Source organism: Paenibacillus sp. FSL R10-2748, assembly GCF_038005565.1.
GTDB lineage: Bacteria > Bacillota > Bacilli > Paenibacillales > Paenibacillaceae > Paenibacillus > Paenibacillus polymyxa_B.
Window position 1 is genome coordinate 628501 of record NZ_JBBOTK010000004.1, and the last position, 14447, is coordinate 642947.

Below are 14447 nucleotides of genomic sequence, written 5' to 3' on the forward strand. Positions count from 1 at the left end.
GCAGCATATAAAAACGAGCCTAAGCATCGGAAACGGTTTTTCTCCGTTACGTGCTTCGGCTCGTTTGCTGCGTTCAGGGCAGCCATGGGAAAAGGGGGATTGTGCATATGACGGCACGATCAAGGCGTAGACAGGGGAGAAGTCTCCGAGAGATGAACGGAGAAGGAGCAGCCGTAGCCGCAGATAAAAGCAAAACAGGTAATCAGGCAGAGCAATTAAGTCGTGTTGAAAAGCTGATACGTGCTGTGTCAGAGCAGATGGAACGGACACGTATTGCAGATTATGCTTTGCTGCTGAACAAGCCTTGGCGATTACTTTGGCTAAATCTAATATCAGGCGTTTCCAGGGGAATCGGCATCGCGCTAGGTTTTACTTTTTTTGCCGCTACCATTATTTATGTGCTGCAAGTGCTCGGAGCGTTGAATTTGCCGATTATCGGTGATTATATCGCTGATATTGTACGAATTGTACAACGACAATTGGAGCTTACTACCTATTAGGCAGCGATCTCCACTTTGAAGTTCACGATTCGTCTTCGTGCGTATCCGGCTCCAGTAGACCTTCGCCCTCGCCATCTTCGATATAACGCTGATAAATGGAACTACGAATAACGGAAACATTTTGTCCATAAATGTCAGTAGCAACAAAGCTTTCGTATGGTTCTACGAAGCCCATATTATCGTCGCCTGCTTCAATTTCCATATCATCATAACTGTGGATTTCTCTACTTTCGGCCATGGCTGGTGTGTTAGAGGTACCCCAATTTTCGACGATCTGCCATGCATCTTCACCGTCGAAGCCGTTTTGATCATCACGCTCATCCAGACTTGTTCTGCCGAACGAGGGAGCGAGAAATTCTTCCTCCACTGGGCGGCGGTTAGACACTTCTGTTTCGGGACTGTACTCTTTACAGTAAATGGTATAGGGAACAGCCAGTAGGCGCTCATAGGGAATGGGTTTACCGCTGGCGGCACAAATGCCATACGTCCCCTTTTCCATGGCCATCAGAGCTGATTCGATGCGTTCTAATTGGAATTCGTCGTGCTCCAGTAAGGAAATATCCTTGGCTCGCTCGTAGGTTTCGGTAGCCAGATCTCCTGGGTGGTTATCAATAGGAGAAAGCTCGCCGGTTTGATCGCGTTGGGAATCGCCGAGTCCGTAATGGCCGTTGTCCTGCAAACGATGCTCAATTTCTTTTTTGCGTTCCAGCAGTTCGTTACGCAAGCCCTGCAATTGTTGCTCCGTCAATGGGGACATGGAATCCTCTCCTTGTTCTAGGTTTACATGCGCATGCGTTGTGTCGAGTATGCTCCTTGTAGTTTGCACCGGGAAGGCCTCTTTTACATAGGAAATTCTAATCAAATGCAGTGGAGTTCATTTTATAGATGATCTGTACTTGATAGCTTGCGGGTTTCGTGGACGATCTGAGAACGCTTATGCTACAATAAATGGGTTCAACAACGGATATAAGCGGATCGGAGTGACGAAGGACTGTGATTTATTTTGGTATTGCGCTAATTATTTTTTTGATTGATCAGGGAGTCAAATATTTGGTGGCTACGCGGATGGAATTGTACGAGCAAATACCAGTCATCGGCAATTTCTTTTTAATCACCTCCCATCGTAATCGTGGAGCCGCTTTTGGGATTTTGGAAGGTCAACGTTGGCTTTTTATCGTGATTACAATTGTAGTGGTGATCGGTATCGTCTGGTACCTGCGAAAAACAGTCAAGGCTGGACAAAAGCTACTTCCTGTTGCGCTAAGTTTGGTGCTGGGGGGAGCAGTCGGTAACTTTTTGGATCGGGCTATTTCAGGTGAAGTGGTTGATTTTGCGCAATTCAATTTTGGAAGCTATACGTTCCCGATTTTTAATGTGGCAGATTCGGCGATTGTCATCGGTGTAGCACTGATTATTTTGGATACATTGCTGGAATCGCGTCGGGAAAAAGAAAATGGCAATGATAGCATTGAAGGGAAGTCATAGCATGAGCGAAGTGAATGAAAACGGCGAAGCCGCAGGTCTGTCTTATGAAGACGAACTGGAGAGTGAATCTCTGGAATGGACAGCGGATTCCGTGGATGCCAAAACACGTATAGACAAATATATCGCCGAAGAAATGAAGGAAGTGTCTCGTTCTCAGATACAGCTGTGGATCGGAAATGGTCGGGTGTTGGTGAACGGTACGGCGATCAAGGCGAACTACAAGCTGGCTGAAGGAGATCGTATTGTATTATCGGTACCGGAGCCAGAAAGTGTAGATATTGTACCGGAAAATATTCCGTTGGATGTCGTTTACGAGGATTCGGACGTTATTGTTATTAACAAGCAACGTGGTCTGGTCGTGCATCCTGCACCGGGACACTCTTCGGGAACATTGGTTAACGCACTGATGTACCACTGCCACGATCTTTCCGGCATCAACGGGGAATTACGTCCTGGTATTGTTCACCGTATTGATAAGGATACATCAGGACTGCTAATGGCGGCTAAAAATGATCAGGCTCACGCATCACTTGCAGCACAGCTTAAGGATCATAGTGTGACTCGAAAATATATAGCCTTAGTTCACGGTCATTTGAGCCACGATCAGGGAACGGTAGATGCTCCGATTGGCCGCGATTCGGGTGATCGCAAATTGTTCACAGTGACGGAACGTAACAGCAAGCATGCAGTCACCCATTTTCTCGTCATTGAACGTTTGGGGGATTATACCCTGCTTGAACTTCAATTGGAAACAGGACGCACACACCAAATTCGTGTTCACATGAAATTTATTGGACACCCATTGGTTGGCGACCCTATGTATGGACGTAGTAAAGGGGTTCGTATGGATGGTCAGGCGCTGCATGCGGCGGTACTGGGTTTTAAGCATCCATCCACTGGAGAGTACATGGAATTCAACAGACCGATCCCTCCTGATATGGAGGATGTGTTAGCATCCTTGCGTAGTCGCTAAAACAATGACAATTTGCATTCCTATTCACAAACCTGAATAAATTATTAAGTTAAACCGCCTAAATGGCGGTTTTTTTATTGTGGGATAAGGTATGGGTAAAAACAACTATGGATAATTATACAATTAAGTTGTATAATTATTAGAGTGCTTCCGGTGGTTCCGGTTGAACGGGTGTTGACACACGATTTTCAATCTGTCATACTTCTTGTAGTTGCGATGAACTTTGTCCAAGAGATGGCTAACCATCTCACACTATGAGAAGCAGGACAAAGGAAATCCTGAATAGCACCTTTAAATCAGTCCCGTGAGGCTGGCAAGGTAACGTGAATGGATCACTGATCAGTGCATCCGCTGCGGCGGTATGTCTTCAGTGTGTCCGAGAGATCGGAGAACAGTAGAAGACTGTTCACACGAGACTCCTTGCCAAACTTGGGCAAGGAGTCTTTTTTGTATCCGAACACGGGACCAGGTCTGAAGGGAACATCACCTGAGGAGGCTGGAAGCATGAGTCATGAAACACATGTACTGATGGATGAAATTGCGATTCGTCGGGCATTGACACGGATTGCACATGAAATTTTGGAGAAAAACAAAGGTATTGACGATTGTGTGCTAGTAGGTATTCGAACACGCGGAGTTCATCTGGCGCAACGCCTGGCTGAAAAAATTGCTGAAATTGAAGGCGCACCAATTCCATGGGGAGAGCTGGATGTCACAGCTTACCGGGATGACCGGAGCAGCGTAGCCGAAGCTAAAGGAAATGGAAAAGAGCTTTTGATGAATCCTGCTGACGTATCGGTTCATGATAAGAAAGTCATTCTCTTTGACGATGTGCTGTATACAGGCCGCACCATCCGCGCGGCGATGGATGCATTGATGCACTGCGGACGACCGCAAATGATTCAGCTGGCAGTGCTAGCGGATCGCGGACACCGTGAGCTTCCGATTCGTCCGGATTACATCGGCAAGAACATCCCGACCTCCAAATCTGAGGAAATCGTAGTAGCCCTTCAAGAGACGGACGGTAAGGACGAAGTGACAATCATTCAGAACCGGGGGGAACAGCTATGATCACAACAGCCAGTCAACTTAAAGAACGTAGCCTGCTCGGGTTAAAGGAACTTAGCCGAAATGAAATCGAGTCAATTCTGGATCGCGCTCATTATTGGGAGTCTCAACCAGAAAAACTGGTTCCAGTACTGCAATCACGCTTTGCGGCCAACATGTTTTTTGAAAACAGCACTCGCACCCGCTTTTCTTTTGAAATGGCAGAGAAGCGGCTGGGCGCTCAGGTTTTGAACTTTTCCGCTGCGGCTTCCAGTGTGGAAAAAGGGGAGTCCATTTACGATACAGTACGTACGCTCGAATCCATGGGCATTGACGCAGGAGTCATCCGGTTAAAGCCAGCCGGGGTGCTGCAAGAGCTCGCTGAAAAGGTCAGTGTCCCACTGGTTAATGCGGGGGACGGCAACAATGAGCATCCAACGCAGGCTCTGCTGGACCTGTACACCATGCGCAAAACTTTCGGTGAGCTTAAAGGCTTGAGAGTATCCATCATAGGAGACATTCTGCACAGCCGTGTCGCTCGCTCGAATCTGTGGGCCTTGCAAAAATTCGGAGCCAAGGTTAGCTTCTGCGCTCCTGATAATATGCAAGCACCTGATCTTGCGGCGTACGCGCCTTATGTTCCGATGCAAGAGGCACTACAGGCGGACGTGGTCATGATGCTTCGGGTACAGCTGGAACGGCATGCTGAAGGGATGTTGCGCTCAGCGGATGAGTATCGAGAGCAGTACGGTTTGACAGAAAAAAGAGCAGCGAACCTGAAGCCCGGAACGATTATCATGCATCCAGCTCCAGTGAATCGGAATGTGGAAATTGATAGTGCAGTTGTGGAAAGCGAACAATCGCGAATTTTTCCGCAAATGGCAAACGGAGTTCCGATCCGCATGGCGGTTATGGAACGGGCAATGAAGCTGTAGAAGCTGTCAATTGGATCGTAGGAAAAAGTTGCAGAAAACTGAGCGGAGGAATATTTCAGATGAAACAATTAATAATGAATGCAAGCGTATTGAACGAGCAGGGCGAGGCTGAATTGAAATCCATCCTAATCGCCGACGGAAAAATTTTGGCTATCGCAAATGCAGATGCTGGAGTCAGCCTACTTATAGAAGAAGGGGCATCTGAGCAGGAGCGCGAAGTTGAAAAAATCGACGCCCAGGGAAAACTGGTCATCCCCGGTTTAATCGACATGCATGTGCATCTGAGAGAACCTGGCTTTGAATATAAAGAAACGATTGAAACGGGCAGCCGTGCGGCGGTGAAAGGCGGATTTACGACGATTGCCTGCATGCCAAACACACGTCCAGTGACTGACAATGTGGACACAGTCCAGCTGGTATTGAAAAAGGGACAGGAAGCCGGGCTTGCCAAGGTTCTTCCTTACGCAGCCATTACGAAAAACGAACTGGGGCGTGAGCTGACAGATTTTGAAGCGCTCAAAGCAGCGGGTGCAATCGGCTTTACTGACGATGGTGTCGGGGTGCAAAGCGCGCAAATGATGAAGGACGCCATGGCGCGGGCCAAAGCACTGGATATGCCGGTTATTGCACACTGTGAGGATAACACGCTTGTTGAAGGAGCGGCGGTGACGGACGGCGAATTTGCCAAGCGCCACGGACTTAAAGGCATTCCGAACGAATCCGAAGCCATTCACGTCGGACGAGACATTTTACTATCCGAGGCAACCGGGGCACACTATCATGTATGCCATGTCAGCACGGAGCAGTCAGTGCGGTTAATCCGCCACGCGAAATCTTTTGGCATCAAGGTAACGGCTGAGGTATGCCCACACCACTTGGTATTGTCAGATGAGGACATCCCTGGGCTGGATGCGAACTGGAAAATGAATCCTCCGCTCCGCTCCCCACGTGATGTGCAGGCATGCATAGAGGGACTGGAAGACGGTACGATTGACATCGTCGTAACCGACCATGCAGCGCACAGTGAGGAAGAGAAGGCAAGAGGTATGGAGCTGGCGCCATTCGGAATCGTTGGTTTTGAGACGGCCTTTCCGCTGTTGTACACAAAATTCGTAGCTACCGGACAGTGGACGCTGGACTTTCTAGTGCGTCGTATGACTGCTGATCCAGCGCGTGTCTTCCGCCTTGATACGGGACGCCTGGAAGAAGGGGCTCCAGCTGACCTGACCATGATTGATCTGGAGCAGGAGCAGGCAGTTGATCCGCAAACGTTTGCCAGCAAAGGACGCAACACTCCTTTTACAGGCTGGAAGCTCAAAGGCTGGCCTGTGAAAACTTGGGTAGATGGCAAACTGGTATGGTCTGCTGACGAAGCAAAATAAATAGAAACCACTAAAAAAATAGAACCTTATAGCAGGAAACAATATAGAGGAGTGAGACGGGATGCAGGCAAGATTGTTACTTCAGGACGGCACGCTGTTTACAGGCACATCATTTGGTGCGGAAGGTGAAAAAACAGGCGAGGTCGTTTTCAACACAGGGATTACAGGCTATCAAGAGGTGCTTACTGATCCCTCTTACTGCGGACAAATCGTAACGATGACTTACCCGCTGATTGGCAATTACGGAATTACTCGGGATGACTTTGAATCGGTACGGCCTTATGTCCACGGCTTTGCTGTTCGACATTACGAGCCGGCGCCAAGCAACTGGCGTGCTCAATACAGCGTGGGCGATTTGCTGAAGGAATATGGCATCATTGGCATTAGCGACATCGACACCCGCATGCTTACCCGGATTATTCGCCATCACGGCACGATGAAGGGCATTTTGACGACTGGTTCCCAGCCGCTGGAAGAACTGAAAGAAATGATGTCTGACCTCACTATTGAAGAATTGCGTAATCAGGTTCCTATGACTTCCACACCTCATCCGTACAGCAGTCCTGGCAACGGAGAGCGGATCGTACTGATTGACTACGGTGCAAAAAGCGGCATTTTGCGCGAACTGAATAAACGGGACTGCGATGTGGTTGTCGTTCCACATGATACGACGGCTGAGGAAATTCGCCGTTTGGACCCGGACGGTATCCAGCTGTCTAACGGCCCTGGAGATCCAAAAGACGTACCCCATGCCGTTCGTACGGTAGCTGAACTGTTAGGGGAATACCCGATTTTCGGAATTTGCTTGGGACACCAGTTGTTCGCTTTAGCTTCGGGAGCGGATACGGAGAAGCTGAAATTCGGACATCGCGGTGGTAACCACCCGGTGAAAGAACTGGAGAGCGGACGTTGCTTTATCACATCACAAAATCACGGCTACACGGTGAATGAGAATTCGATCCAAGGAACTGAGCTTGAAGTGACGCATATTAATAACAACGATAAAACGATTGAAGGTCTTAAACATACCAAGTATCCCGCGTTTTCGGTTCAATATCATCCAGAGGCTGCACCAGGACCTTACGACAATGGCTACCTGTTTGACCGTTTTCTGGACATGATCCGTGAGCACAAAAGAAATCATCCAAAGCAACCGCGTCAGGCTGCTATCGCCGCCGCAGTGAGAGGAGAGCGCTAATATGCCGAAAAATACAGAACTTAAAAAAATACTTGTGATCGGTTCCGGTCCTATCGTCATTGGTCAGGCAGCAGAATTTGATTACGCTGGTACACAAGCTTGTCAAGCGCTCAAAGAAGAAGGCGTCGAGGTAGTACTGATCAACAGTAATCCGGCAACCATCATGACAGACACCAACATGGCAGACAAAGTATACATCGAGCCGATTACACTTGATTTTGTAACACAGATTATCCGTCAAGAGCGTCCAGATGGTCTGCTTCCTACGCTGGGAGGACAGACAGGTCTGAATATGGCAGTGGAACTGGCTCGCGCCGGAGTGCTGGAGCGTGAAAACGTCAAGCTGCTGGGAACTCAACTGAATTCGATAGAACAAGCCGAAGATCGTGATCTGTTCCGTGATTTGATGCGCGAGTTGGAACAGCCTGTACCGGAGAGTGTAATTGTAACAACCTTAGAGGAATCGTTAGAATTTGCTAACGAAATCGGTTATCCAATTATCGTTCGCCCGGCTTATACACTAGGGGGAACAGGCGGTGGTATCTGCTCTACAGAAGAAGAACTGCGTGAAACCGTCAGCTCTGGCTTGAGATACAGTCCAATCGGACAATGTTTGGTGGAAAAAAGTATCGCAGGTATGAAGGAAGTCGAGTATGAGGTCATGCGTGACGGCAATGATAACTGCATCGTTGTTTGTAATATGGAGAACTTTGATCCAGTCGGCGTGCATACTGGTGACAGTATCGTCGTAGCTCCGAGTCAGACGCTGTCAGATCGCGAATACCAGATGCTGCGCTCCGCTTCTCTGAAAATTATCCGCGCCCTCAATATCGAAGGCGGCTGCAATGTACAGTTTGCGCTTGATCCGCACAGCTATCAATACTATGTAATTGAAGTAAACCCACGCGTAAGCCGCTCCTCGGCGCTGGCTTCCAAGGCAACCGGATATCCGATTGCTAAAATGGCTGCCAAAATTGCACTGGGCTACACGTTGGATGAAATTGTGAATCCGGTAACGGGACAAACGTATGCTTGCTTTGAGCCAACACTGGATTACATCGTGAGCAAAATACCACGTTGGCCATTTGACAAATTCATTTCTGCCAACCGCAAGCTGGGCACGCAAATGAAAGCAACGGGTGAAGTCATGGCCATCGGACGCACATTCGAAGAGTCCATCCATAAAGCGGTACGGTCGTTGGAAATCGGTGTAAACCGTCTGCATCTTAAGGGAGCCGAACAGCTGTCTGATGACGTGCTCAAGGATCGCCTGATTAAAGCAGATGATGAGCGTTTGTTCTTGGTAGCCGAGGCGTTCCGTCGCGGCTGGCAGCAGCAGGAGATTCAAGATTTGACGAAAATTGACTGGTGGTTCCTCGATAAGGTAGAGGGAATCCTCAAGTTCGAAGCCATCATCGCTGGAGAGTCTGAGCTGACCTACGAAACACTCTATCAGGCCAAACGTAAAGGTTTTACCGACCGCTCTATCGCCGAGATTCGCAGTATGGGCCAAAACGACAGTATGACAACCGAGCGTGAGGTACGTGAATTCCGTCTAGCTCAAAACCTGCGTCCGGTCTACAAAATGGTAGATACGTGCGCAGCCGAGTTTGAAGCCACAACTCCGTACTACTACTCCTCTTACGAGGTGGAAAATGAAGTTATTCCATCTAACAAAGAGAAAGTTATCGTACTCGGCTCCGGACCGATTCGGATCGGGCAAGGGATTGAATTTGATTACTCCACCGTACATGCGGTATGGGCTATTCAAAAAGCAGGCTACGAAGCAGTGATTATCAATAACAACCCGGAGACGGTATCTACGGACTTTAACACATCCGATCGCCTCTACTTTGAACCGCTCTTCTTCGAAGATGTAATGAATGTCATCGAGCAGGAAAAACCGATTGGGGTTATCGTCCAGTTCGGTGGTCAAACGGCCATTAATCTCGCAGCTCCGCTGAGTGCGGCAGGCGTGAATATTTTGGGTACGAGTCTGGAAAGTATCGATGAAGCGGAAGACCGGAAAAAGTTCGAGCAACTTTTGTCTCGTCTGGCTATCGCACAGCCTAAAGGCAACACGGTCACATCGGTAGATGAAGCAGTAGGAACCGCACAGGCGCTAGGCTATCCGGTCCTGGTACGTCCATCCTACGTTCTGGGCGGGCGCGCTATGGAAATCGTGTACTCAGATACGGAATTGCTGCGGTACATGGAAGAAGCGGTTAAAATCAATCCAGAGCATCCGGTGCTCATCGACCGTTATATGCTGGGTAAAGAAGTTGAGGTCGACGCCATCTGCGACGGCGAGACAGTATTGGTACCAGGCATTATGGAGCATGTAGAACGGGCCGGGGTTCACTCAGGTGACTCGATCGCGGTGTATCCACCACAGCACTTGTCTGCCGAGCTGAAACAAAAAATTGTGGAAATTACAATCAGTATCGCCAAAGAATTAAAAACGATCGGTCTGGTAAATATCCAGTTTGTCATTCATCAAGACCAGGTGTACGTGATCGAGGTTAATCCTCGCTCCTCGCGGACGGTTCCTTTCTTGAGTAAAGTCACAAATATCCCGATGGCGAATCTGGCTACACAGGCTATTTTGGGCGGTAAGCTTAAAGATGCAGGTTATTCAGAAGGCCTTTGGCCTGAAAGTAATTATGTCTCGGTTAAGGTTCCGGTATTCTCCTTTGCCAAACTGCGCCGTGTAGAGCCGACGCTGGGCCCAGAAATGAAATCGACAGGTGAAGTCATGGGACGCGATATTCAGTATGCCAAAGCACTGTACAAAGGACTTGTGGGGGCTGGCATGAAAATTCCATCTACTGGAGCAATCATCATTACAGTGGCAGATAAGGACAAAGAAGAAGCTGTCGAGTTGATGCAGGGCTTTTACAGACTGGGCTATAAAATTATTGCAACAGGTGGAACGGCGGCTGCTATGAAGCAGGCCAATATTCCGGTGAACACGATCAACAAGCTGAGCGAAGGTAACCCGAACATCCTGGATATGATCCGTACGGGTGAAGCCAACTTTGTCTTCAATACGCTGACCAAAGGCAAAACGCCAGAGCGTGATGGATTCCGTATCCGCCGTGAAGCGGTTGAGAATGGCATCGTCTGCATGACCTCACTGGATACAGTACGCGCTTTGCTAAGAATGCTGGAAACGATCAATTTCACATCCGAATCCATGCCGGTCCTAAGCAACTAATGCGTTACGAATAGATGTGAGGAAATAAGTAGCACAGGGAAGGACATTCATCAGCTTCGGCTGACGGATGTCCTTTATCACGGGCAAATGTACCCGAATTGACGTGAAAAGGGGATGTAGAACGGTGAATGGAGCATTTCAGCAGATGGCAGGACGGCTGATGGTTGCATTAGATTATCCCAATGCACAACAGGCTGAGCAGTTAATTCGGCAGCTAGAGGGGATTCCCTGTTATATAAAAGTAGGTATGCAACTGTTTTATAATGCAGGGCCAGCTTTTGTAGAACAGCTAAAGTCCAGAGGATACTCCGTATTTCTGGATTTGAAAATGCATGATATCCCTAACACGGTGCGGGGAGGGGCAGAGAGCATTACCCGCCTAGGTGTGGATATGTTCAACGTACATGCTGCTGGAGGCGTTAATATGATGTCAGCCGCTAAAGCTGGTGCAGAAGCAGCTATTTCCGCAGACAGTTCGCTTTCCATGCCGCTCATTATTGCAGTCACACAGCTGACCAGCACGGATCAGACGACCATGAATAAGGAGTTAGGTATTCCTGGTACGGTACAGGATGCAGTAGTTCGTTACGCACAACTGACCCGTGAGGCGGGACTGGATGGTGTGGTAGCTTCACCTTTGGAAGTGCCTGCCATTCGTGCTGTATGTGGATCAGACTTTAAGACGATAACTCCTGGCATACGCCCGGCAGGTAGTGCTGCAGGCGATCAGTCGCGTGTGCTTACACCTGGGCAAGCCATTGCCCAAGGCAGCAGCTACATTGTTGTTGGACGTCCTATCACCGCAGCAGCAGACCCACGTGCCGCAGCGGAACACATTATTGAGGAGATGATACAAGTATGACCACATTCAATAGTATCCCCGAGCAAATCGCATCCCATCTGTTACGTATTCAGGCGGTGGCATTGCGCCCGCAACAGCCTTTTACATGGACATCCGGCATTAAATCGCCAATCTACTGTGACAATCGTCTGACCATGTCCTACCCGGAGGTACGCGAGCTGATCGCAGACTCATTTGCTGCCCTCATTCGTGAGCAATATCCCGAAACCGAAGTCATTGCAGGGACAGCTACAGCAGGGATTCCTCATGCGGCCTGGGTGGCGCAAAAGCTAAATCTGCCAATGGCCTATGTGAGGGACAAAGCCAAAGGACATGGGAAAGAGAACCAAATTGAAGGCCGCATCGGCGCAGGACAAAAGGTTATGGTCATCGAGGATCTCATTTCTACAGGAGGCAGCTCCATTAAAGCAGCACAGGCCGTAGCACAAGCAGGCGCTCAGCCGTTAGCGGTACTAGCTATTTTCAGCTACCAGCTAGACAAAGCGACTCAAGCCTTTGAAGAAGCAGGTGTGGAGCTGCAAAGCTTGTCCAATTATACAGCCCTGATGAACGTTGCCTTGCGTGAAGGAACTATTCAGGAAGAAGAGATGGAACTGCTGCGTTCCTGGCGTCAGGATCCGGCTTCCTTTGGCAAATAAGATGAGCTATAGGGGCCAACAGAGCTAATGATTAGAGCGATTCGCACTCGTGCTAACCATTGTAGATTGTTATGGCTCAGGCCGTGTAAATCGAATTCGATCCGGTTACACTAACTCCTACCATCATGTGAAAAGAGGGAGTTCGGATGTATTGGATTTACTATGGCAGACTGTACACGACTAAATTTCAGGCAGGATGTCTGGCAAAAAGGTTGGAGCACGACGGCTGGATGTATGGCTACAATGATCCCCGCGCAGTGGAGGTGTACCGCTCGCGCAAAGGTCGTTATGGTGTCCGATTTATTCCGTAAGTCCACGAAAATAATTTTTAAAAAGAAAATTTTCGAAAGGCTATTGACGAAACACAAGAAAATGTTGTATATTAATTAACGTTGCTGTTATGAATATGTAACGTGAATATACATATTTTTTTGAGGGCCCTTAGCTCAGTTGGTTAGAGCGGTCGGCTCATAACCGATTGGTCGGGGGTTCGAGTCCCTCAGGGCCCATTTCCTCAAAAACCCTTGCGTAGCAAGGGTTTTTTGTTGTTTATAGAGGGTGAGAAAATGGAGGAAAGTAGCCCCTTTATGAGGGAGCGATTATAATCCTTCCCACGAGTACAGTCTCCGTCTCTTTCATGACCTCTTGAAAGCCTAATTTTTCGTGGACAATCAACCCAAACTTTTGTCTTCTAGTTCCTTTCGGATGGAATATACCCCTTCGATTATGACAATGCCGCCAGCAGGAACAGTATGCCATTCCGATAACTTATCGGTTTCCCAGTCATACCTTTGATAACGGACAGCTTTCAGAAATCATTTTGCGATCGTTATATCGTCTTTTCGATGCTGATTTGACTATATTGTATGGGCGGAAGAGTCTATATTGCGGGTAGAATGGCGGGATAGGGAGTAGAAGGTTATTATGCCTACAGGAGATGGGAAGCGCTACTTTAGAAAATATTAGGGACTAGTGAGTTTACTTTTAGATCTAAAAGAGGACTCCACTGACTGAAAGCTGGTGTGAGTCCCAGTGTATTTCCTTAGATGACTTTAAACGTGAGCTTTTCAATAGAGATGATTAACTAAGGCAGCTGTCCTGCTCCGAGGTACTTATTCTTTGAAGCACTCCATGAATACGTCGCTATAGCTAAATCCCCTCCTCCCTCAGGTCTGTACTTTTTCCAATATTGTTTAACGGTTCCCTTTATATCAACTTGTACTCCCTGATCGCCCATAATGGAAAGTTTATTAAATAATGTACCGTTTTTATATTGATAAGCATAAAACAGTGTATTTGATGGTCCATATTCAAACGTTATTGCTATGTGCTTTTCTTTTTTGGATACTTGATAAATCTGAATAGTAGGCTGTTCAAAAAATTGATCACTAATTATATTTGTGTTAATTAATACAACAGCCCCTTTAGAATTAACAAGAAAAAAATCACCCGCTTCAGTAAGTAGGAAGTATTCCTTCGCAATTCACGTACAGTTGTCACACTTAAATGTAGAAGAGTGCTAAAGTAGGTACTAGGATGGGAGTGGTATTTTGAAAATAGATCAAGTTTTTGAACATGACATAAGCGAAAAGTTAGCAGCCAGTATACAAGCATTATTAATGGACAGTTTTTCAGAAATCTACCCTACGGATAGAATTTATTTCAAGCAACTTCCACATTTTAGACTTCTAGCTTTTAACCATGATTATCAACTTATAGGGCATGTTGGATTAGATTATAGGATAATGAATCTAAACGGAGAAACCATAAGAGTACTGGGTTTAATTGATTTGTGTGTTTCAAAAAATGTTCGATCACAGGGAATAGCTTCAGCACTGCTTTTAGAAATTGAAAAGTTATCCGTTACACGAAATATTGATTTTATACTTTTATTTGCTGATAATATGAACTTGTATTTAAGAAATGGATATAAGCCTGTAAAGAACAAAATTAAATGGTTAAAAATTGATAATGAAAAAATTATTACAAATGGAATAGGCTTTGAGAAAATTGATGGAATAATGATTAAAGAAGTAGGAAAGATGGATTGGAGTGAGGGAGACTTAGATTTTTTGGGGTATCTTTATTGATCTCACGAAAGTTTAGAAAAGAGGAAGTTCGAGCATTTGGCACTCAATTTGAGGAGCATTTAAATAAAACTTCACAAGAGTCGGTTAATAGAGTTCAATGAAAACTAATAAAGGGTTCCG

Annotated in this window: 13 protein-coding genes, 1 tRNA gene and 1 pseudogene; 13 read left to right on the forward strand and 2 right to left on the reverse strand. The window is 47.2% G+C overall.

Features of this window, described 5'->3' with window-relative positions:
* Nucleotides 1-107 precede the first annotated feature (107 nt).
* Nucleotides 108-500 (forward strand): DUF5665 domain-containing protein, encoded by a 393-nt coding sequence (locus tag NSS66_RS15830; protein WP_226887732.1) that lies wholly within the window; start codon nucleotides 108-110, stop codon nucleotides 498-500.
* Nucleotides 501-522: 22 nt separating this feature from the next.
* Here NSS66_RS15830 and NSS66_RS15835 read toward each other — a convergent pair whose 3' ends face one another.
* A complete protein-coding gene (locus tag NSS66_RS15835) occupies nucleotides 523-1257 on the reverse strand; it encodes a TraR/DksA C4-type zinc finger protein (RefSeq protein WP_023989431.1) in 735 nt (244 codons plus the stop codon).
* 236 nt (nucleotides 1258-1493) lie between these two features.
* Between NSS66_RS15835 and lspA the strand changes: the two genes are divergently transcribed.
* The 11 genes from lspA (at nucleotide 1494) to NSS66_RS15890 (ending at nucleotide 12746) form a co-directional block, all read left to right on the forward strand.
* Nucleotides 1494-1985: a signal peptidase II gene (lspA, locus tag NSS66_RS15840; RefSeq protein ID WP_075154449.1), complete on the forward strand. Its 492-nt coding sequence runs from the start codon at nucleotides 1494-1496 to the stop codon at nucleotides 1983-1985.
* 1 nt (nucleotide 1986) lies between these two features.
* A complete protein-coding gene (locus NSS66_RS15845) occupies nucleotides 1987-2958 on the forward strand; it encodes an RluA family pseudouridine synthase (RefSeq protein WP_023989429.1) in 972 nt (323 codons plus the stop codon).
* Nucleotides 2959-3462: 504 nt separating this feature from the next.
* Nucleotides 3463-4029, forward strand: a complete 567-nt coding sequence (gene pyrR, locus NSS66_RS15850) for a bifunctional pyr operon transcriptional regulator/uracil phosphoribosyltransferase PyrR (protein WP_023989428.1) — start codon at nucleotides 3463-3465, stop codon at nucleotides 4027-4029.
* On the forward strand, nucleotides 4026-4940 hold the full coding sequence (locus tag NSS66_RS15855; protein WP_023989427.1) for an aspartate carbamoyltransferase catalytic subunit: 915 nt from the start codon (nucleotides 4026-4028) through the stop codon (nucleotides 4938-4940). The genes pyrR and NSS66_RS15855 overlap by 4 nt, the downstream gene beginning before the upstream one ends.
* Before the next feature lie 59 nt (nucleotides 4941-4999).
* Nucleotides 5000-6322, forward strand: coding sequence for a dihydroorotase (locus tag NSS66_RS15860; RefSeq protein ID WP_028540490.1), 1323 nt, complete (start codon nucleotides 5000-5002; stop codon nucleotides 6320-6322).
* Nucleotides 6323-6383: 61 nt separating this feature from the next.
* Nucleotides 6384-7520 (forward strand): glutamine-hydrolyzing carbamoyl-phosphate synthase small subunit, encoded by a 1137-nt coding sequence (gene carA / locus NSS66_RS15865; protein ID WP_075154448.1) that lies wholly within the window; start codon nucleotides 6384-6386, stop codon nucleotides 7518-7520.
* A 1-nt stretch (nucleotide 7521) separates the two neighbouring features.
* Nucleotides 7522-10737, forward strand: a complete 3216-nt coding sequence (gene carB, locus NSS66_RS15870) for a carbamoyl-phosphate synthase large subunit (RefSeq protein ID WP_075154447.1) — start codon at nucleotides 7522-7524, stop codon at nucleotides 10735-10737.
* A gap of 67 nt (nucleotides 10738-10804) precedes the next feature.
* Nucleotides 10805-11599: an orotidine-5'-phosphate decarboxylase gene (pyrF, locus tag NSS66_RS15875; protein WP_081047489.1), complete on the forward strand. Its 795-nt coding sequence runs from the start codon at nucleotides 10805-10807 to the stop codon at nucleotides 11597-11599.
* Entirely contained in the window at nucleotides 11596-12237 is a 642-nt protein-coding gene (gene pyrE / locus NSS66_RS15880) for an orotate phosphoribosyltransferase (protein ID WP_028540493.1), read from the forward strand. The genes pyrF and pyrE overlap by 4 nt, the downstream gene beginning before the upstream one ends.
* Nucleotides 12238-12383: 146 nt before the next feature.
* The gene (locus NSS66_RS15885) at nucleotides 12384-12548 is read left to right on the forward strand and encodes a hypothetical protein (protein ID WP_014282411.1); all 165 of its coding nucleotides are present in this window, start codon (nucleotides 12384-12386) and stop codon (nucleotides 12546-12548) included.
* A gap of 124 nt (nucleotides 12549-12672) precedes the next feature.
* A tRNA-Ile gene (locus NSS66_RS15890) sits at nucleotides 12673-12746 on the forward strand.
* Nucleotides 12747-12850: 104 nt separating this feature from the next.
* Here the strand turns inward: NSS66_RS15890 and NSS66_RS15895 are convergent.
* A pseudogene (locus tag NSS66_RS15895) lies at nucleotides 12851-13037 on the reverse strand (uridine kinase); the annotation flags it as partial.
* A 750-nt stretch (nucleotides 13038-13787) separates the two neighbouring features.
* Between NSS66_RS15895 and NSS66_RS15900 the strand changes: the two are divergent.
* Complete coding sequence (locus NSS66_RS15900; RefSeq protein WP_068942325.1) at nucleotides 13788-14327, forward strand: GNAT family N-acetyltransferase; 540 nt, start codon at nucleotides 13788-13790, stop codon at nucleotides 14325-14327.
* The last annotated feature ends 120 nt before the right edge of the window (nucleotides 14328-14447 follow it).

Coding starts and splice junctions, on each gene's coding strand:
- pyrR (WP_023989428.1), top strand. CDS start 3,463: ATGAGTCATGAAACACATGTACTGATGGATGAAATTGCGATTCGTCGG.
- NSS66_RS15855 (WP_023989427.1), top strand. CDS start 4,026: ATGATCACAACAGCCAGTCAACTTAAAGAACGTAGCCTGCTCGGGTTA.
- NSS66_RS15830 (WP_226887732.1), top strand. CDS start 108: ATGACGGCACGATCAAGGCGTAGACAGGGGAGAAGTCTCCGAGAGATG.
- NSS66_RS15835 (WP_023989431.1), bottom strand. CDS start 1,257: ATGTCCCCATTGACGGAGCAACAATTGCAGGGCTTGCGTAACGAACTG.
- NSS66_RS15860 (WP_028540490.1), top strand. CDS start 5,000: ATGAAACAATTAATAATGAATGCAAGCGTATTGAACGAGCAGGGCGAG.
- carB (WP_075154447.1), top strand. CDS start 7,522: ATGCCGAAAAATACAGAACTTAAAAAAATACTTGTGATCGGTTCCGGT.
- carA (WP_075154448.1), top strand. CDS start 6,384: ATGCAGGCAAGATTGTTACTTCAGGACGGCACGCTGTTTACAGGCACA.
- NSS66_RS15845 (WP_023989429.1), top strand. CDS start 1,987: ATGAGCGAAGTGAATGAAAACGGCGAAGCCGCAGGTCTGTCTTATGAA.
- NSS66_RS15885 (WP_014282411.1), top strand. CDS start 12,384: ATGTATTGGATTTACTATGGCAGACTGTACACGACTAAATTTCAGGCA.
- pyrE (WP_028540493.1), top strand. CDS start 11,596: ATGACCACATTCAATAGTATCCCCGAGCAAATCGCATCCCATCTGTTA.
- pyrF (WP_081047489.1), top strand. CDS start 10,805: ATGTCCTTTATCACGGGCAAATGTACCCGAATTGACGTGAAAAGGGGA.